Below are 17797 nucleotides of genomic sequence, written 5' to 3' on the forward strand. Positions count from 1 at the left end.
ACTCATGGTGGGGGGTGGCGATAAACGAACGATGAACGAGTCGTTCATCTCCGCCCGCCCCAGGTCAGGGCGGGGGCGTCCGCTGGCCGGATGCCTTCACGCGGCGATCGCCGATGCCAGCAGGGCGCGCACTTCCGCCAGTTCGGAGGAGCCGAGCTGTTCGAACACGGACTCCGCGTCCCGCCAGCACACCCGCGCCCGGTCCGTCTGCCCCAGGCTGCGCAGCGCCTTGCCCAGCACCGTCAGCACGGTCGCCCGCCGCCACTCGCCGCCGATCCCGCGCAGTGCGATCGCCTGCTCGGCGTGCGAGGCGGCGAGGGTGGGACGGCGCGCGGCCAGGTGCGCCTCGGCGAGCCGGTAGTGGGTCACGCCCTCCCACAAGGGCTGTCGGTTCTCGTGGAAGAGCGACAGCGCCTCGGTGAGCTGGTCCTGGGCCTCCTGGAGCCGGCCGGCCTGGGTCAGGGCGATGCCGAGCGCGTAGCGGCCGTTGGCGAGGCGCAGGCTCAGGCCCATCCGGTCGTAGATGGCGATGCCCTGCTGGGCCAGCTCTATGGCGCTGGGCAGCCGGCCGAGCTCCACGTGGATGCGGGAGAGGTTGCACAGGGCGGAGGCCTCGCCGACGTGGTTCCCGTCGGCGCGGAAGTTGTCGATGGCCTCCAGCAGGAAGCGCTCGCCGTCCGCGAAGCGGCCCTGGTGCAGCGCGATGATCCCGCGGTCGTTGGGCGCCCAGCAGCTGGGCAGCGGGTCTCCGGCGGCCTTGGCCAGGGCGTGGGCCCGGCGGGCCTCGTCGTCGGCCGCGGTGAAGCGGCCCGCGATCAGGTGGACGGTGGTGAGGGTGGTGCGGGCCCGCCCCTCGGCGCGCGGGTCGGATGCGGCCCGCGCCGCGTCGCGGACGGCGCCGGCCGTGGATTCGTACTGCTTGGAGTTGGCCCCGGATTCGGCGAGGTCCTTCGCCGCCCACAGGAGGTCCACGGCGCGCCGCAGTACGTCGTCGGGCGCGCCCCCCGGCGCCGCGGGCGGCGCGCTGCGGGCCGCGGTCTGGCGCACGCACGCGAGGACGGTGTCGGCCTCGGCGTAGAGCCAGTCCAGGGCGGCGCGCGGGTCGGCGAAGTCCCGCCCCGGGTACCGGGTCGGGGACAGGTGGGCCACCAGGCGGTCGCCGGGGCGCTCCAGCGCGTACACGCGGGCGGCGGTGGCGAGGTAGAAGTCGAGGAGCCGGTCCAGGGCGGCGGTCCGCTCGCTCGCGGGCTGCTCGTCGCGTTCGGCGCACGCACGCGCGTAGAGCCGTACGAGGTCGTGGAAGCGGTAGCGGCCGGGCGCGGCGGATTCCAGCAGGGAGCAGTCGACTAAAGCTTCGAGGAGGTCCTCGGTGTCGTGCTCGGCGCGGTCGAGGACGGCGGCCGCGGCGTACAGCGAGATGTCCGGGCCGTCGGCGAGGCCCAGCAGCCGGAAGGCGCGCTGCTGGGCGGGCTCCAGCTGGCCGTAGCCCAGCTCGAAGGTGGCCTTGACGGCGAGGTCGCCGGCCTGGAGCTCGTCCAGGCGCCGGCGCTCGTCGGCGAGCTTCGCGGCGAGGACGGAGACGGTCCAGGTGCGGCGGGCGGCGAGCCGGGAGGCGGCGATGCGGATGGCCAGCGGCAGGAACCCGCAGGCGCCGACGACGTCGAGGGCGGCCTGGCGCTCGGCGCCGACCCGCTCGGCGCCGACGATCCGGGTGAAGAGGAGCAGGGCCTCGTCGGGGCTCATCACGTCCAGGTCGACGAGGTGGGCCCCGGCCAACCCGGCCATCCGTACCCGGCTGGTGACCAGGGCGGCGCAGCCCGCCGTGCCGGGGAGCAGGGGGCGCACCTGGGCGGCGTCGCGCGCGTTGTCGAGGAGGACCAGGACGCGGCGGTCGTCGAGGGTGGAGCGGTAGAGCGCGGCCCGTTCGGCGGGGGAGTCGGGGATCCGGGCGTCGGGGGTGCCCAGCGCCCGCAGGAAGGCGCCGAGGACGGCCTCGGGCTCGACGGGGCGGGCCTCGGTGCCCTGGAGGTCGACGTAGAGCTGTCCGTCGGGGAAGTGCGGGCGGGCGGCGTGCGCGACGTGCACGGCGAGGGTGGTCTTGCCGACGCCGCCGATGCCCGCGAGCGCGGAGACGGCCATGACCTGGCCGTCGGCGCCGGCGAGTACCCGGCTGAGCTCGGTGACGAAGGTGGCGCGGCCGGTGAAGTCGGGCACGGTGGCCGGCAGTTGGGCCGGGCGGATCTGGACCGGGGTGGCGGTCGGGGCCGGGTCGGCGGCGACGGCGAGTTCGGCGTCGGCGCGCAGGATCCGCTGCTGGAGGGCGGCGAGTTCGGGGCGGGGGTCGACGCCCAGCTCGTCGGCGAGCAGGCGGCGGGTGTCGGCGTAGACGGCGAGGGCCTCGGCCTGGCGGCCGCTGCGGTAGAGGGCGAGCATGAGCAGCTCGCGCAGGCGTTCGCGCAGCGGGTGCGCGGCGGTGAGCGCGGTGAGTTCGGAGACGGCCTCGGCGTGGTGGCCGATTTCGAGGTCGAGGTCGAGGCGGGTCTCCAGCAGCTGGAGGCGCCATTCGCCGAGCCGGACGCGCTCCGTCTCGGCGTAGGGCCCGGGCACCCCGGCCAGCGGCTCGCCGTCCCACAGGTCCAGCGCGCGGGCCAGCAGGGTGCGGGCGAGGGTGCGGTCACCGGCGGCGCGGGCCTTGTCGGCGTCCGCGGTGAGGGAGCGGGCGACGCCGAGGTCGAGGGCCGCGGCGGAGCCGAGCCGGATGGCGTACCCGCCGGACTCGCTGACGAGCAGGCCGGTGTCGAGCACCTTGCGCAGCCGGGAGGCGTAGGTCCGTACGGCCGCCAGGGCCTGCGGCGGCGGGTCCTCGCCCCAGATCGCGTCGATCAGCTCGGGGGCGGTGGCGGTGCGGCCGTCGCGCAGCAACAGGGCGGCGAGCAGGGCGCGTTGCTGCGGGCTGCCGGAGGACAGCGGCTCGCTGCCGTGCCAGGCGCGGATGGGGCCGAGCACGGCGAAGCGGGAGTCGGCCGTGGGAGCCGTGGGGGCCGTGGGCTCCGGCGGGGCCTTCGTGGCCTTCGCGGCCTTCGGTGCCTTCGGGGGCGGCGCGGTGGGCGCCGGGTCCCGTTCCGGTTCGGCGGGAGCGGGAGGCGGGACGGCGGATCGGGCTGCCGCGGAACCGGGCCGGGCCGCCTCGGGGTGGTTCCGCTGGTGCGGGATGGCCGGTATGCCCTGCATCTCTCGTCCTCCCTGCCTTCCGTCGGTGTGGTGGCCAGTCTGCCCTGTCTTGCGGTGAGACGTCAGCCCGCGGTGGACCGATCGCCGTCCAACTAGCTGACGCATCGTCAGATCGGCGCTACCGTGGGGGCCATGGAGACCTTCCCGAAGATCATCTCGGTGGACGACCACACGGTTGAGCCCCCCCACGTCTGGCGGGACCGGCTCCCGTCCAAGTACCACGACGTCGGCCCCCGCGTCGTACGCGCCCCCTTGAAGGAAATGACCTTCCTGGGAGGCAAGTTCGCCCCGGTCATGGGCGCCAAGGGCGACGACGGGCCGATCGGCGACTGGTGGGTCTACGAAGACCTGCACCGGCCGCTGACCCGGTTGGACACGGCGGTCGGGTACGACCGCGACGAGATCAAGCTGGAAGTCATCACCTACGAGCAGATGCGCCCGGGGTCCTTCTCGGTTCCCGAGCGGCTCGCCGACATGGACGTCAACCACGTCCAGTCGGCCCTGTGCTTCCCCACCTTCCCGCGCTTCTGCGGGCAGACCTTCACCGAGGCCAAGGACCGTGAGCTGGGGCTGCTCGGCGTACGGGCCTACAACGACTGGATGGTGGAGGAGTGGTGCGGCCCGCTGGCGCACGGCCGGCTGATCCCGCTCACCCTCATCCCGCTGTGGGACCCGGAGCTGGCCGCCGCCGAGGTCCGGCGCAACGCGGCGCGCGGCGTGCGGGCGGTCGCCTTCTCCGAGATACCGCCGCACCTGGGCCTGCCGTCCATTCACACGGACGAGTGGGACCCCTTCCTCCGGGCGTGCGACGAGACCGGCACGGTCATCGCCATGCACATCGGCTCCTCGTCGAGGATGCCGTCGACCTCGGCGGACGCCCCGCCCGCCGTCGGCTCCACCATCACCTTCGCCAACTGCTGCTTCTCGATGGTCGACTGGCTGATGAGCGGCAAGTTCGAGCGCTTCCCCAACCTGCGGATCATGTACGCGGAGGGCCAGATCGGCTGGATCCCCTACATCCTGGAGCGCGCGAACGTGGTCTGGGAGGAGAACCGGGGCTGGGGCGGCGTCGCCGACAAGGTGCTGCGGCCGCCGTCGGAGCTCTTCGCCGAGCATGTCTTCGGCTGCTTCTTCGACGACGCCTTCGGGCTGAAGAACCTGGACTCGATCGGGGTCGCCAACGTCCTGTACGAGACGGACTACCCCCACTCGGACTCGACCTGGCCGAAGTCCCGCGAGGTCGGCGAGGCCCAGATGGGCCACCTCGCCCCGGACGTGGTGGACCGCATCGTCCGCGGCAACGCGATCGACCTGCTGGGGCTGACCCCGGAAGGGCTGTGGGCCGGGTAGGGGCGGCCGGTCGAGCCGTTCGCCGGCGGCCTCGCGGGATCCCGGCGGGGCGATAACTCTCCCGCTCCGGAAGTGAGATGGTGGAGCCCGGGGCTCCACCATCGGAGTACCCCTTGCGGTCGTGTTGACCTCAGGGCATGCTTCGCCGGAGCAAAGCGGGAGGAGTGGCTGTGGTGGACAAGCGGACCGTGGTGACGGTGGTGCTGTGCGCGGTGGCGGCGCTCGGCGCCTCCGCGGCCATGACCGAGGTGGTGCCGACCCCCGGGTCCGAGCCGTCCCGTCAGGTCAAGGCCGCGCCCGCGCCCAAGCGGCCGACCCCCTCGTCGTCGCGATCGCAATCGTCCACGCAGTCACAGCTGGCCACTCCGGCCCCGGGCGGCTCATCTGCCCCCGCCGCCTCGGGGAAGCCCGCGCCCTCGTCCCCGCCCGACAAGCCCACGGCCATCGCCGGGGCGCTGTTCACCGGCGGTCTGGACGGCGACCACTTCTGCACGGCGACCGTGGTGCACAGCGCGGGCCGCAACATGATCGTCACGGCCGGGCACTGCCTGGTCGAGGGGGACCAGGGCGACGCCGGGCCGGTCTTCGCACCCGCGTACGCGAACGGGGCGGCCCCGTACGGCACCTGGAAGGTCGAGAAGGTCTTCGAGGACGAGCGCTGGTCCGACGGCAACGACGACGCCTTCGACCTCGCCTTCGCCCGGCTCGCCCCGGACTCCGCGGGCCGCAACGTCGAGGACGTCACCGGCTCCGCGACCCTCGACGTCTCCGGCCGGACGGCCGAGGAGGTCACCGTCACCGGCTACCCCGCCGACCGCAAGGTGCCCCGCACCTGCACCGCCGTCACGATCCGCGACAGCGCCACCGAGCAGCGCTTCGACTGCGCGGACTTCCCCGGCGGCACGAGCGGCAGCGCCTGGATCGCCCGCGACGGAAAGATCATCGGCATCCTGACCGGCGGCGACACCGACGACGTCTCGACCAGCACGGTCTTCGGCGACTGGGCCGGGGCCCTCTACGCGAAGGCCACCGCCCCCAGGGCCTGACCGCCCTACCCGCCGTGCGGTCGCCCGGCCGCGTAGCAGTGGACGGCAACGGTCTGTCGCGGGCTCCACCGCTGCTCGACGGTGGCCAGCAGCTCCCAGCCCATGCGTTCGTACAGGGCCGCGGCCGCCGTGTCCGAGGCCACGACATCGAGGACCGGGTGCAGTCCGCGACCGTGTGCTTCCCGCACGGCCCGCGCCATCAGCAGCGCGCCGATCCCGTCGCCCCGCGCGCTCGGAGCGACGAACAATCGGCTGACCACCGCGGTCCTCTCGACGCTCACGTCCTCACGGTCGCTCCACAGACCCGGAGCCACGTCGCCCGTCCCGCTCCGGGACAGACCGATGTGACCGACGACGCGGCCGGCGCGTTCCGCGACCCACGCCGCGAACAGCGACGGCTGCGCCAGCCACTCGGCGGGGCGATCGGGCCAGTTCACCGGATAGCCGTCCCGCTCGTGGACTTCGGCGAGCACGCGGACACACTCGTCGAGGTCGCGATCGGCGCGGTCCCGGACACCGCGCACCGGGCTTCCCCCGGGCGCGATGATGCTCTCCTTCTTCACCACCGTATGGAAGCACAGCCCGGCAGCGCGCCCCTGTGACCAGCGCGCTCGCCCGGCGCCCTAGCCGATGACCTGCTCCACCAGTCCCATGTGGACCGGGCCGGTCGTCGGCTCGGCGGCCAGGAGGGCCGGGAGCAGCGGGGGCCACAGGGGTTCGCCGAGGGCGGCGAGGGCCTGCGGGGAGAGCCACCGCCAGTGGGCGGCCGGGTCCTCCGGGACGGGGTCGCGGTGCGGGCCGGTGGTGACGTAGATGTGCTCGTGCTGGCGGACCGGGACGCCCTGGTGGGTGAAGTCGTGCTCCCACGTGCACAGCAGCCGCTGCGGGGCGAGGTCCGTCCAGCCCGTCTCCTCGCGCAGCTCGCGCCGCACGCACTCCTCGGGGCTCTCGCCGGGATCGATCCCGCCGCCGGGCGGCAGCCAGTGGATCCCGACCTCGATGTTGTTCTCGCGGAAGAGGAAGACGGATCCGGCGGGGGAGAGGACGACAATTCGCGCTGCCTGCCGTGGAGTTCTCATCAGATCAATGTACGACGGGACCCCCCGCGGGCCGTAGGGGCTTGCGGGGGGTCCCGTGTCGCCCACGCGGCCTATGCCGCCTGCAGCGCCAGCGTCGGGGACAGCCGGGCCGCCCGCACCGCCGGGTAGAGGCCCGCGACCGTACCGATCAGCAGCGTCGCGCCGAAGCCGCCCGTGACCGCCCACAACGGGACCACCCAGGGCAGGTCGCCGGCCCGGGCGTAGACCAGGGTGGCGATCGCGCCGAGCGCGATGCCCGCCAGGCCGCCGAGCCCCGACAGCAGCAGGGACTCCGTCACGAACTGCACCCGGATCTGGCCCTTGGTCGCGCCCAGGGAGCGCCGTAGCCCGATCTCGTGCCGTCGCTCCAGCACCGAGATGATCATCGTGTTGGCCACGCCGACCCCGCCCACCAGCAGGGCGATGCCGCCCAGGCCGAGCAGGAGGGTGCTGAAGGCGCCTTCGGTGGCCGCCTTCGCCTGGAGCGCCGCCGAGGGGTCCGTCACGGCGACCGCGCCCGGCGAGGCGGGGTTGGCGGTCTTGGCCATGAGGCCGCGGACCGCCCGCACGCGGTCGTCCGTCGAACGCTCGTAGATGGAGGTGGGGTGGCCGTCGAAGCCGAGCAGGTCCTGCGCGGCCTGCCAGCCGATCAGCGCCGAGCGCTCGATCTCCGGCGCCAACGGGATCGGGTCCAGGACGCCGATGACGGTGAAGTACCGGCCGCCGATGAAGACCTGGCCGCCCGGCTGCGTGATGCCGAGGCGCTCGGCCGTGACGTGCCCGAGGACGACGGAGGGGTAGCGGCCCGTCGCGTCGTTGAGCCAGGTGCCGTTGCGCATCCGCGCGCGCAGCGTCTCGAGCAGGTCGTCCTTGGCGGCCTTGAGGGCGATGCCGCCCGTTTCGTCCGGGGGGATGTTCTCGCTGCGGCGGACCGACTCCTTCACGTCGCCCGTCGTACCGACCGATTCGACCCCGTCGATCCGGGCGATCATGCCCGGGGCCTCCTTCGGGAGCCGGGTGTCCTGCCCGGAGTACATCGACGGCGCCGGGGTGGCGACCATCATGTTCGTCCCGAGCTTGTCGAGCTCCTGGAGCAGCTTGGCCTGGCTGGACGAGGAGATGCCGACCACCGCGATCATCGTCGCGATGCCGATCGCGATGCCGAGCGCGGACAGGAACACGCGCATGGGGCGTGAGCGCAGCCCCGCCGATCCGACGTGCAGGACGTCCCGGGGCCCGAGGCGCGGCGGCGACAGCTTGCGGGCGCGGGACTTCGTACGGGCCCCCATCACGCCACCCCCGCCGCGTCGGTGCGGGCGGCGCCCGCGTTCCACACGTCCGCGACGACCTCGCCGTCGCGGATGCGGACCTGCCGGGGCAGGCTCGCCGCGATCTCGTTGTCGTGGGTGATCACGGCGATGGTGGCCCCGTCCTGGTTGAGCTCGTGCAGCAGTTCCATCACCGATTCGCCGGAGGCGGTGTCGAGGGCGCCCGTCGGTTCGTCGGCGAGCAGGAGGTCCGGCTCGCCGGCGACCGCGCGGGCGATCGCCACGCGTTGCTTCTGGCCGCCGGACAGTTCGTGCGGCCGGTGGTCCATGCGGTCGCCGAGGCCGACGCGTTCCAGGGCGCGCTCCGCCCGGCGCCCGCGCTCGGCCCGGGAGAGGCCGGAGTAGAGCAGTCCCTCGGCGACGTTGGCCCGGGCGCTGATGCCCGGCACCAGGTGGAAGGACTGGAAGACGAAGCCGACGTGGCGCGAGCGCAGGGCCGACAGCGACCGGTCGGAGAGGGCGGCGATGTCGTACCCGGCGATGGCGACGCGTCCGGCGGTCGGCCGGTCCAGCGTCCCCACGATGTGCAGCAGGGTGGACTTCCCCGAGCCCGACGGCCCGACGATGGCGAGGAGCTCGCCGCTCAGGACGGTGAGGTCGACCCCGCGCAGGGCCGCGACCCCGCCGGGGTACTCCTTGGTGACGCCGGTCAGCTCGACGACCGGGTGGGCGTACCGGGCGATCGGGACCGTGTGCTCGGTGGGGTGTGCGGGGCTGACCGGGGGCGTGGGGTCGTTCGGGTCCGTCGGTTCGTTCGGGTCCGTGGGGTCGGTCATGACGCGGGGACTCCCACGTGCATGCCCTCCTTGAGGGCGTCCCCCTTCACCTCGACCCGGCCCTTGCCGAACATGCCCAGCTCGACCTTGACCTCGCGGACCTTGCCGTTCTCGACGACCTGGACGCCGAAGCCGCCTTCGGCCAGGGCGAGGAGCGAGTTGACCGGTACCGAGAGGACGTCCTTGCGGACCTGGCCGGTCAGGTTCACCGAGACCGGTGCCTGGTCGGCGCCCTTGGCACCGGCGGCGTCGTCGAGGGTGACCTCCACCTGCACCTTCGGCTTCTTGTCCCCGCCCCCGCCCCCGCCGCCGCCCGTGGGCGGATCGTCGGGGTTGGCGGTGCTGCCCACCGACTCGATCTTGCCGTTGGCGGTGCCGCCGCCGGGCAGGCTCACGCTCACCGGGTCGCCGGCCTTGACCGCGCCCGCCTTGGCCACGTCGAGCTGGAAGCGGACCATGCGCTCGGTGCCGGTCAGGGTCATGACGGGCTTGCCGGACCCCGCCTCGTCGCCGACCGCCATGTCGTTCTTCTGGACGCGCTGCGGACCGGACGCGAAGGCGATGTCCTCCTTGCCGATCTCGCCCGTCTCCTTCAGGCCGTGGGACTTCTGCCAGCGTTTGACGCCGGTGGCGGTGCCGTCGGTGAAGGTGCCGTCCGAGGCGTCCAGGCCGACGCCGAAGCCGAGGGCCTGGAGGTTGCGCTTGAGCTGCTTGACGTCGTCGCCCTTGTCCCCGCTCTTCATGGTCCGGTAGACGGGGGTGGTGCCGTACATGAGGCGCACCGCCTTGCCGTTGACCTCGTAGAGCTTGCCGTCCCGCTCGATCGAGGAGCCGGCGGGCGCGACCCAGGTCAGGGTCGCGGAGCCGCCCCCGCCGGAGCCGCCCGGAGCACCTGATCCGCCCGCACCGCCCGTCCCGCCCGAGCCACCGGCTCCCGCTCCGGATCCCGCTCCCGCCGCGCCGAGCTTGCGCTCCTTCGCGTACCCGAGCGTGCCGTCCACCGTGAGCCCGGAGCTCAGGTCGCCGCGCGTGACCGGCGCCGTCGCACCCGGCAGCCCGTCCGTCCGCTGCTGCTTCGCGTCCTTGCCGTCCGTCCCGGCCTGCGCCACGACGGCGTACCCGCCGCCCGAGATCGCCAGGACGACGGCGACCGAGCCCAGGACCCACTTGCCGCGCCGACTCACTTCTCGGCGCTGCACTTGTTCATCTGGGCCATGAAGGCGTCCTTGTCCACGCCGTCGGGAAACGTGTTCGCGCTCATCGCACCGCCGTTGAACTCCGGGTCCTTCACGTCGAAGCCGTGGTCCCGCATGCACTTGGCCGTCTTCAGCGCCTTGTCCTTGTCCGCCTGGGAGACCTGACCGGAGCCCGGGGCCTGGAGGCCGCACTTCTCGAAGGCCTTCTTCATGGCCTCCGGGTCGCCCCCGCCCCCGCCCAGGACCATGCCCCGCGCGTCCTCGCCGGGCTTCGGGTCGGGGGCGTCTATGCCGTTGTCGCGCAGGCACTTGCGCGTCTTGAGCGCCTTGTCGGCGTCCGCGCCGGAGTTGCCGCCACCGCCCGAGGCGGAGTTCGACGACTCCTTCTTGTCGTCCTTCTTCCCGTCCGAGCCGCCGACACCGCCCGCGCACGCGGTGACGAAGAGGGCCATCCCGGTGAGGAGGGCGGCCGTGGTCATGGTCGTGGATTGCTTCATGCGTCGAAGCGTGCGCGAGACGTGGGTTTCGCTTCTCTAAGGGCCCGCGCTTACAACGACGAAATGTCGCTCTCGGGTAAAGAGGACACCATGCGAGTTCTGGTGGTGGAGGACGAGGAGTTCCTCCGGGAGATGATCGCCGAGGGGCTGCGCCGCGACGCGCTGGCCGTGGACGAGGCGAGCGACGGCCTGGAGGCCCTGCGGCGGCTGCGCCTGGGCGAGTACGACGTCCTGGTCCTGGACCGGGACCTGCCCGGGTTGCACGGCGACGAGGTGTGCCGCCAGGTGGTGCGCGAGCGCCTCCTCACCCGGGTCCTGATGCTCACCGCCTCCGGCACGGTCCGCGACCGGGTGGAGGGCCTGGGCCTGGGCGCCGACGACTACCTGACCAAGCCCTTCGCCTACGACGAGCTGCTCGCCCGGGTCCTCGCCCTGGGCCGGCGCGCCCGCCCCGCGCTGCCGCCCGTCCTGGAGGCCGCCGGGATCGCCCTGGACACGGCGCGGCGCAGCGCGGTCCGCGACGGGCACCGGCTCGCCCTGTCGCGCAAGGAGTTCGCGGTGCTGGAGACGCTGCTGCGGGCGCAGGGGGCGGTGATCAGCAACGAGGACCTGATCGAGCAGGTGTGGGAGGCGGACACCAGCTACAGCACGAACGCGGTACGGGTCACGCTCAGCAAGCTGCGCGCCAAGCTGGGCGAGCCCGCGCTGATCGAGACGGTGCCGGGCGCGGGCTACCGGATCGCCCGGTGAGCCGCTCCCCCTGGGCCCGGCTGCTGCCCCGCGGCGAGCGGGCCCGGCTGACCACGCTGTACGGCTCGCTGCTGGTGCTCGCGGGCGGCGGTCTCGTGGCGCTGCTGAACCTGCTGGTCCGCCAGGGCCTCTTCCGCCGCATCAACCAGGCCGTCACCACCTACGCCCCGGCGCTCAACCAGACCCAGGTGCTCCAGGAGGGGCAGCACTACCCCGTGCCCGCGCAGCGCCTGCCCGGCGACGTGGTGCCTTCGTCGCCGGACCAGGTGGCGATGTACGCGGCCACGCGCAGGCTCAGCAGCGCCGCCGAGCAGGCCGCCCTGCACGAGCTGCTGACCGTGTCGCTGGTCGCGCTCGCGGTGTTCGCCGCGCTGTCGATCTGGCTGGCTTGGTGGATGTCGGGGCGGGTGCTGCGGCCCGTCGGGGTGATCACCGAGACGGCCCGGCGGCTGTCCGGGGAGAACCTGCACGAGCGGATCGGCCTGGACGCCCCGCCGGGCGAGCTGAAGCGGCTCGCGGACACCTTCGACGGGATGCTCGACCGGATGCAGGACCTGGTCGGCGCGCAGCGGCGGTTCGCGGCGAACGCGGCCCACGAACTGCGCACCCCGCTCGCCGTGCAGCGGGCGGCTGCGGAGATCGGGCTGGCCGGGGACCCGGATCCGCGGAAGGTCGCCAGGATCCGGGACAAGCTGATCGGGGTCGCGGATTCCAGCGAGCACCTCATCGAGTCGCTGCTGCTGCTCGCGGTGTCCGAGGAGGGCCTGGAGGGCACGGAGACGGTCGACCTCGCGGCGCTGGCCGCGGCGGAACTCTCCGCGGTGGAGCCGTCGGCCGCCGAGTGGTCGGACGGCGCGGGGGCGGTGACGGCGGGCGCGACCGGGTTGGTGGTCGAGCGGGAGCTGGCGCCGCTGCTCGTGACGGGGGACCGGCCGCTGCTGGGCCACCTGGTCCGCAATCTGCTGGCCAACGCGGTCCGGCACAACCGCCCCGGTGGCCGGATCACCCTGCGCACCTCCGCGGGCGGGGTGCTGACGGTCTCGAACACCGGCCCGGTGATCCCGCCCGAGGACGTGGCCCGGCTGCTGGAGCCGTTCCGGCGGCGCGCGGAGCGCCGGCACACCGCGGGGGAGGGCGCGGGGCTGGGGCTCTCGATCGTCGCCTCGATCGCCCGGGCGCACGGCGCGGAGCTGGCGGCGGAGGCCAACCCGGCTCCGGACGGCGGCCTGACGATCAGCATCCGCTTCCCCGCCGACTCCCGCCCGAAGCCGCCGCGGTCCGCCGCACCGGGTCCGTCGTAGAGCCGGCCGCCGGGTCCGTCGTGGAGCCGGCCGCAGAGCCGATCCCGGGCCGGCCGTAGGGTGTGTCGCCATGAGCGCTGAGATCACCGTCTACTGGCGGCCGGGGTGCGTGTTCTGCATGAAGCTGTGGCTCAAGATGCGGCTGACCGGCACCCGTTACCGCCCCGTCAACATATGGCGCGACCCGGAAGCGGCGGCCTTCGTCCGAAGCGTCGCGGACGGCAACGAGACGGTCCCGACGGTCCGGGTCCGCAGTGCCGACGGCACGGAGCGGAGCATGGTCAATCCCCGGCTGAGGGAGGTCCGTCGGGCGTTGGCGGGCCGAGGTCGCGGATGATCACTCGTTGACCGGTGAAGGGAATCCGGGGGCGGCTGTGTACGGTCGAACGCATGAGCAAGCACGCCCGACCCCGCAGCAGCGCCCGTACCGGCCCCCGTACCCGTACCCGTTCCCGGTCCTCCCGGAGCGTGGTCGTGGCCGCCGCCGTCGGGCTGTTGACCTGCTCGGCGGGGTGGGCGTACGCCGTGCACGACCGGGGTGACCGGGAGCGGCGCACGGAGGCGGCGCTGGACGCGCACGCGCGCGCCGGCGGGGACGCTACGGGCGCCCGGGCCGCCCGGGGCGCGGAGCGGGAGGGCCTGAGCGGGCTCCCGGGGGTCAGCGACGCGACCCGGGCCAGGATTCCGGCGGACGCGCGCCAGTTGGTCCTGGTGACCGGCAGGGCCAAGGACTCCTCGGAGGGCACCGCCGCGCTCTACACCCGCGCGCAGGCGGGCGGGCGTTGGTCGCCGGTGGGCAGCTGGCCCGCCCGCAACGGGGCCAAGGGGTGGTCCACCGAGCGCGCGTACGGCGACCTGACCTCCCCGCAGGGCGTGTTCTCGCTCACCGACGCGGGCGGGCTGCTGGCCGCTCCGCCCGGCACCCGGCTCCCGTACGACAAGGACAGCTCCTTCGTCCCCTCGGGCCGCGGTGTCAACGGCGAGTCTCTGGCCGGGTCCTTCGACTACGTGGTCGCGGTCGACTTCAACCGCAAGCGGGGCGCGTCCCCGCTCGACCCGACCAAGCCGGAGGGCGAGGCCAAGGGCGGGAACATCTGGCTCCACGTGGACCACGACGGTCCGTCACAGGGCTGCGTCGGCATTCCCAAGGAGGGCATGCGCAAGGTCCTGGAGACCCTGGACCCGGCGGCGAAGCCGGTCATCGTGATGGGGCCGGCCGGCTTCTGACGGCGGCCCGCCCCGCTGCCGCCCCGGCTCCCCGGTCGCGGACCAGCAGCGCGATGTAGGCGAGGTCGAAGACGCAGCACAGCACGCCGAGCCCGAGGATGAAGGGCGCGTCCTCGATCGCCCCGAAGAGCACGGTCGGGGCGAGGGTGCCGAGCCACTTGGCGACGGCGATGACCAGGCTCTGCCCGTGCGCCCCGCCGCGCCCCGCGAACAGCGCGATGAAGAGCCCGGACATCAGCAGGTTCTGCAGGAACGCCGAGTAGCGGGAGGCGTCGTGCGCCCCGAAGTGCGCGAGGAAGAGCCACTGCACGGCGAAGGCGGCGGCGAAGACCAGTACGCCCCAGGCGGCGAAGAGCGGCCGGGTGACGAAGGCGGGCAGTTCGGCCCGGCCGAAGCGGAAGTACGTGTAGACGATCACCACGTCGGCGAGTGCCCAGACGATGTTGACGACCCCCTGGGCGGAGATCCCGCCGAGGACGTCGTTGACGGCGTACGTCGTCTCCCACGCGAAGTTCAGGGCGAGCGCGGCCACGGGCATCGCGTACGTCCGCCGGCGCAGCCCGAGCCGGATGGCCTCGACGTAGACGATGGTCCAGGCGATCCCGCTGACCAGGGTCAGGAACAGCTCCACGCACGTCTCCCGCACTCGCGCCACCCCGGATCCGCACCCCGCGTCCGGCCCTGGCGCCGCACCCTAGCCCGCTGACCGGCCGAGGTCCACCGCGGCCCCCACCGCCCCGGTGCCCCCGCCCCCGTCGCCCGGCCCCGCCGCCCCCGTGCCGTCGTACCCCTTGCCTGACGATCCGTCAGCTACGACGATGGGCCCCGGCATCCGTATGACGAATCGTCAGGTGATGGCGAGGCGGTCGCGGTGGTGGCGGTGACGGCGAAGGCGAGGCGGGGACGGCATGGCGCGTGTGTTTCCGGAAGGTCGGCTGGTCTACGGGATGCAGCTCCCGATCCAGTCGCAGAGCACCATCTACGCCGAGCCCTGGGAGGCGTCGGCCGGGGCCGCCGACCTCGCCGAGGTCGCGCGGGCCGCGGACCGGGCCGGATTCGGTTACCTCGCCACCTGCGACCACGTGGCGATACCCCGGCGGATGGCCGGGCCCATGAGCACCGTCTGGTACGACCCGGTCGCCACCCTGTCCTTCCTGGCCGCGATCACCGAGCAGGTGCGCCTGCTCAGCCACGTGGCCATCGTCGGCCTGCGGCACCCGCTGATCAGCGCGAAGCAGTACGCGACCCTCGACCACCTCAGCGGCGGCCGGCTGATCCTCGGCGTCGGCGCCGGGCACGTGCAGGAGGAGTTCGAGGCCCTCGGCGTGGACTTCGCCCGGCGCGGCCCGCTGCTCGACGAGACCCTCGACGCGCTGCGGGCGGCCCTCGGGCCCGAGGAGTACCCGGAGTTCGAGGGGGAGACCTTCGCCTTCAAGGACCTGGGCCAGCTGCCGCGTCCCGCCCAGGAGCGGATCCCGGTGTGGGTCGGCGGGTCCTCGCCCGCCGCCGTGCGCCGGGCGGCCGTACGGGGTGACGGCTGGCTCCCGCAGGGCGATCCGCGGGACAAGCTCCCGGCGCAGGTGGCCCGCATCCGCGAGCTGCGCGCGGCCGCCGGGGTCACCGCGCCCATCGAGATGGGCGCGATCACCGAGCCGCTGTACGTCGGCGAGCCCGGCTGGGACACCGGCCGGCGCACCCTCACCGGCAAGGCGGAGGCCCTGGCCGAGTCCCTGCGCGCGTACACGGCGCTCGGCATGGACCAGATCCAGGTGCGCTTCCGCAGCCGCGACCGGGCCGAACTGGTCGACCAGATCAGCGCTTTCGGGGCCGAGGTCGGCCCCCTCCTCAACGACTGACAGGGGCATCGGCATGGGCAAGTTGGACGGGCGCGTCGTCATCATCACGGGGGCGGCGCGCGGCCAGGGCGAGCAGGAGGCCCGGATCTTCGCCGCCGAGGGCGCGAAGGTGCTGCTGGGCGACGTGCTGGACGAGCAGGGCGCCGCCGTGGCCAAGGAGATAGGGGAGGAGCGGGCCCGGTACGTACGGCTGGACGTGAGCCGGGAGGAGGACTGGGCGGCCGCCGTGGCCGCCGCGAAGGAGGCCTTCGGTGCGATCGACGGCCTGGTCAACAACGCCGGCATCCTGCGCTTCAACGAGCTGGTGAGCACTCCGCTGGCGGAGTTCCAGCAGATCATCCAGGTCAACCAGGTCGGGGCCTTCCTCGGCATCAAGGCGGTCGCCCCAGAGATCGAGGCGGCGGGCGGCGGCACCATCGTCAACACCTCCTCCTACACGGGGCTGACGGGCATGGCCTACGTGGGCGGCTACGCCGCCACCAAGGCGGCCATCCTCGGGCTGACCCGGGTGGCCGCGCTGGAGCTGGCCGCCAAGAACATCCGGGTCAACGCGATGTGCCCGGGCGCCGTGGACACGCCCATGGCCAACCCCGGGCTGCTGGACCCGGCGGGGATGACGGACGAGGCCCGGGACGCGATGGCGGACCTCTACAAGCGGGTCGTGCCGATGGGGCGGGTCGGCCGCCCGGACGAGATCGCGCGCCTGGCCCTGTTCCTGACCAGCGAGGACTCCTCGTACATCACCGGCCAGCCGTTCGTGATCGACGGCGGCTGGATGGCCGGCGTCAGCATCCTCTGACGCGGCATCCGTGGCCGGCATCTGATGGAGCGTCAGGTATTGACGGCTCCGGTGCTCGGTGGAACAGTCAAGCCCATCAAATCTGACGCAACGTCAGAAACCTAAGGACGGTGAACCCCTTGGAATTCGGGCTCTTTGTGCAGGGATACGTGGCTGAGGCGCGTTCCAAGGTCGACCCCGAGGCAGAGCACAAGGCGCTGATCGAGGAGACCGAGTACGTCATCCAGGCCGACAAGTCCGGCTTCAAGTACGCCTGGGCCTCCGAGCACCACTTCCTGGAGGAGTACTCGCACCTCTCGGCGAACGAGGTCTTCCTCGGGTACCTCGCCCACGCGACCGAGCGCATCCACCTCGGTTCCGGCATCTTCAACCCGCTCGCCCCGGTCAACCACCCGGTCAAGGTGGCCGAGAAGGTCGCCATGCTCGACCACCTCTCCAAGGGCCGCTTCGAGTTCGGCACCGGCCGCGGCGCGGGCAGTCACGAGATCCTCGGCTTCCTCCCGGGCATCGAGGACATGAACGGCACCAAGGAGATCTGGGAGGAGACCATCGCGGAGTTCCCCAAGATGTTCCTCCAGGAGGAGTACGAGGGGTTCCAGGGCAAGCACTGGTCGCTGCCGCCGCGGAAGATCTTCCCCAAGCCGTACGGCAAGGCGCACCCGGCCATGTGGTACGCCGCCGGCTCCCCGTCCTCGTACGCCATGGCCGCCAAGAAGGGCCTCGGCGTCCTCGGCTTCAGCGTCCAGAAGGTCTCGGACATGAGCTGGGTCCTCGACCAGTACAAGACGGCCATCCAGGAGGCGAAGGCCATCGGCGCCTTCGTCAACGACAACGTCATGGTCACCTCGACCGCGATCTGCGCCGAGACCCACGACAAGGCCGTCGAGATCGCCGTCAACGCGAACATGAACCGCTTCCAGTCGCTGGTCTTCCGCTACCACGACACCTTCCCGCGGCCCGAGGCGATCCCGCAGTGGCCCGAGATCCTCCCCGAGTACAACGCGGAGATCATCGAGCTGCTGATCGCCGAGGAGCTGCTGATCTGCGGCGACCCGTCCGAGGTGCTCCAGCAGTGCAAGCGGTGGGAGCAGGCCGGCGCCGACCAGCTGTCCTTCGGCCTGCCGACCGGCGTCTCGTACGAGGACACGATGAACACCGTCAAGCTCATCGGGGAGCACGTGATCCCGAAGATCGACACGGACCCGGTGCACCGGACGACCCGCTTCCGCGACGCGGTCTGATCCCGCGGCGCCGGTTGCCGGGGCTCCGCCCCGGACCCCGCGCCTCAAACGCCGGCGAGGCTGAAGTGGGCCCGGCCCGACTGGAAGGGGCCCGGGGCTCCGCCCGGACCCGCGCCTCAA

The 17797-nt window shown here is 73.0% G+C and carries 17 protein-coding genes; 9 read left to right on the forward strand and 8 right to left on the reverse strand.

Annotation, left to right across the window (positions count from 1 at the left end; translation table 11 throughout):
• Positions 1–96: 96 nt before the first annotated feature.
• Entirely contained in the window at positions 97–3231 is a 3135-nt protein-coding gene (gene afsR / locus ACZ4UB_RS18375) for an SARP-family global regulator AfsR (protein ID WP_468071313.1), read from the reverse strand.
• 132 nt (positions 3232–3363) lie between these two features.
• Here afsR and ACZ4UB_RS18380 point away from each other — a divergent pair, with 132 nt between their 5' ends.
• Together ACZ4UB_RS18380 and ACZ4UB_RS18385 are read left to right on the forward strand one after the other, a co-directional pair.
• Complete coding sequence (locus ACZ4UB_RS18380; RefSeq protein ID WP_468071316.1) at positions 3364–4581, forward strand: amidohydrolase family protein; 1218 nt, start codon at positions 3364–3366, stop codon at positions 4579–4581.
• 173 nt (positions 4582–4754) lie between these two features.
• Positions 4755–5627, forward strand: a complete 873-nt coding sequence (locus ACZ4UB_RS18385) for a trypsin-like serine peptidase (RefSeq protein ID WP_468071318.1) — start codon at positions 4755–4757, stop codon at positions 5625–5627.
• Positions 5628–5632: 5 nt separating this feature from the next.
• Here the strand turns inward: ACZ4UB_RS18385 and ACZ4UB_RS18390 are convergent, their stop codons facing one another.
• The 6 genes from ACZ4UB_RS18390 to ACZ4UB_RS18415 form a co-directional block, all read right to left on the reverse strand.
• Complete coding sequence (locus ACZ4UB_RS18390; RefSeq protein WP_468071320.1) at positions 5633–6190, reverse strand: GNAT family N-acetyltransferase; 558 nt, start codon at positions 6188–6190, stop codon at positions 5633–5635.
• Positions 6191–6250: 60 nt separating this feature from the next.
• Positions 6251–6706 (reverse strand): NUDIX hydrolase, encoded by a 456-nt coding sequence (locus ACZ4UB_RS18395; protein ID WP_468071322.1) that lies wholly within the window; start codon positions 6704–6706, stop codon positions 6251–6253.
• Between the two features lie 71 nt (positions 6707–6777).
• Entirely contained in the window at positions 6778–7995 is a 1218-nt protein-coding gene (locus ACZ4UB_RS18400; RefSeq protein ID WP_468071324.1) for an ABC transporter permease, read from the reverse strand.
• Positions 7995–8810, reverse strand: coding sequence for an ABC transporter ATP-binding protein (locus ACZ4UB_RS18405; RefSeq protein ID WP_468071326.1), 816 nt, complete (start codon positions 8808–8810; stop codon positions 7995–7997). The genes ACZ4UB_RS18400 and ACZ4UB_RS18405 overlap by 1 nt, the downstream gene beginning before the upstream one ends.
• Complete coding sequence (locus tag ACZ4UB_RS18410; protein WP_468071328.1) at positions 8807–10009, reverse strand: peptidoglycan-binding protein; 1203 nt, start codon at positions 10007–10009, stop codon at positions 8807–8809. Before ACZ4UB_RS18410 ends, ACZ4UB_RS18405 begins: the two co-directional genes overlap by 4 nt.
• Positions 9991–10503: a hypothetical protein gene (locus ACZ4UB_RS18415; RefSeq protein WP_468071330.1), complete on the reverse strand. Its 513-nt coding sequence runs from the start codon at positions 10501–10503 to the stop codon at positions 9991–9993. Before ACZ4UB_RS18415 ends, ACZ4UB_RS18410 begins: the two co-directional genes overlap by 19 nt.
• Positions 10504–10593: 90 nt before the next feature.
• Between ACZ4UB_RS18415 and ACZ4UB_RS18420 the strand changes: the two genes are divergently transcribed.
• From ACZ4UB_RS18420 to ACZ4UB_RS18435, 4 genes are all read left to right on the forward strand, one after another.
• Positions 10594–11253 carry a response regulator transcription factor gene (locus ACZ4UB_RS18420; protein ID WP_467956166.1) on the forward strand — a complete coding sequence of 220 codons (660 nt, stop codon included), beginning with the start codon at positions 10594–10596 and terminating at the stop codon, positions 11251–11253.
• A complete protein-coding gene (locus tag ACZ4UB_RS18425) occupies positions 11250–12554 on the forward strand; it encodes an ATP-binding protein (RefSeq protein ID WP_468071332.1) in 1305 nt (434 codons plus the stop codon). The genes ACZ4UB_RS18420 and ACZ4UB_RS18425 overlap by 4 nt, the downstream gene beginning before the upstream one ends.
• 70 nt (positions 12555–12624) lie before the next feature.
• Positions 12625–12891: a glutaredoxin domain-containing protein gene (locus ACZ4UB_RS18430; RefSeq protein ID WP_468071334.1), complete on the forward strand. Its 267-nt coding sequence runs from the start codon at positions 12625–12627 to the stop codon at positions 12889–12891.
• A gap of 53 nt (positions 12892–12944) precedes the next feature.
• Complete coding sequence (locus tag ACZ4UB_RS18435; RefSeq protein WP_468071336.1) at positions 12945–13781, forward strand: L,D-transpeptidase family protein; 837 nt, start codon at positions 12945–12947, stop codon at positions 13779–13781.
• Here ACZ4UB_RS18435 and ACZ4UB_RS18440 read toward each other — a convergent pair.
• Positions 13753–14412 carry a transmembrane-type terpene cyclase gene (locus ACZ4UB_RS18440; protein WP_468071338.1) on the reverse strand — a complete coding sequence of 220 codons (660 nt, stop codon included), beginning with the start codon at positions 14410–14412 and terminating at the stop codon, positions 13753–13755. The genes ACZ4UB_RS18435 and ACZ4UB_RS18440 overlap by 29 nt on opposite strands.
• A gap of 277 nt (positions 14413–14689) precedes the next feature.
• Between ACZ4UB_RS18440 and ACZ4UB_RS18445 the strand changes: the two genes are divergently transcribed.
• From ACZ4UB_RS18445 to ACZ4UB_RS18455, 3 genes are all read left to right on the forward strand, one after another.
• Positions 14690–15637 carry an LLM class F420-dependent oxidoreductase gene (locus tag ACZ4UB_RS18445; RefSeq protein ID WP_468071340.1) on the forward strand — a complete coding sequence of 316 codons (948 nt, stop codon included), beginning with the start codon at positions 14690–14692 and terminating at the stop codon, positions 15635–15637.
• Between the two features lie 13 nt (positions 15638–15650).
• A complete protein-coding gene (locus ACZ4UB_RS18450; RefSeq protein WP_354381821.1) occupies positions 15651–16436 on the forward strand; it encodes an SDR family NAD(P)-dependent oxidoreductase in 786 nt (261 codons plus the stop codon).
• Between the two features lie 119 nt (positions 16437–16555).
• On the forward strand, positions 16556–17677 hold the full coding sequence (locus tag ACZ4UB_RS18455; protein WP_354381896.1) for an LLM class flavin-dependent oxidoreductase: 1122 nt from the start codon (positions 16556–16558) through the stop codon (positions 17675–17677).
• Positions 17678–17797 lie beyond the last annotated feature (120 nt).

Source organism: Streptomyces sp. NPDC028419 (genome assembly GCF_055565515.1).

Coding starts and splice junctions, on each gene's coding strand:
- afsR (WP_468071313.1), bottom strand. CDS start 3,231: ATGCAGGGCATACCGGCCATCCCGCACCAGCGGAACCACCCCGAGGCG.
- ACZ4UB_RS18380 (WP_468071316.1), top strand. CDS start 3,364: ATGGAGACCTTCCCGAAGATCATCTCGGTGGACGACCACACGGTTGAG.
- ACZ4UB_RS18395 (WP_468071322.1), bottom strand. CDS start 6,706: ATGAGAACTCCACGGCAGGCAGCGCGAATTGTCGTCCTCTCCCCCGCC.
- ACZ4UB_RS18400 (WP_468071324.1), bottom strand. CDS start 7,995: ATGGGGGCCCGTACGAAGTCCCGCGCCCGCAAGCTGTCGCCGCCGCGC.
- ACZ4UB_RS18405 (WP_468071326.1), bottom strand. CDS start 8,810: ATGACCGACCCCACGGACCCGAACGAACCGACGGACCCGAACGACCCC.
- ACZ4UB_RS18415 (WP_468071330.1), bottom strand. CDS start 10,503: ATGAAGCAATCCACGACCATGACCACGGCCGCCCTCCTCACCGGGATG.
- ACZ4UB_RS18420 (WP_467956166.1), top strand. CDS start 10,594: ATGCGAGTTCTGGTGGTGGAGGACGAGGAGTTCCTCCGGGAGATGATC.
- ACZ4UB_RS18430 (WP_468071334.1), top strand. CDS start 12,625: ATGAGCGCTGAGATCACCGTCTACTGGCGGCCGGGGTGCGTGTTCTGC.
- ACZ4UB_RS18435 (WP_468071336.1), top strand. CDS start 12,945: ATGAGCAAGCACGCCCGACCCCGCAGCAGCGCCCGTACCGGCCCCCGT.
- ACZ4UB_RS18445 (WP_468071340.1), top strand. CDS start 14,690: ATGGCGCGTGTGTTTCCGGAAGGTCGGCTGGTCTACGGGATGCAGCTC.
- ACZ4UB_RS18450 (WP_354381821.1), top strand. CDS start 15,651: ATGGGCAAGTTGGACGGGCGCGTCGTCATCATCACGGGGGCGGCGCGC.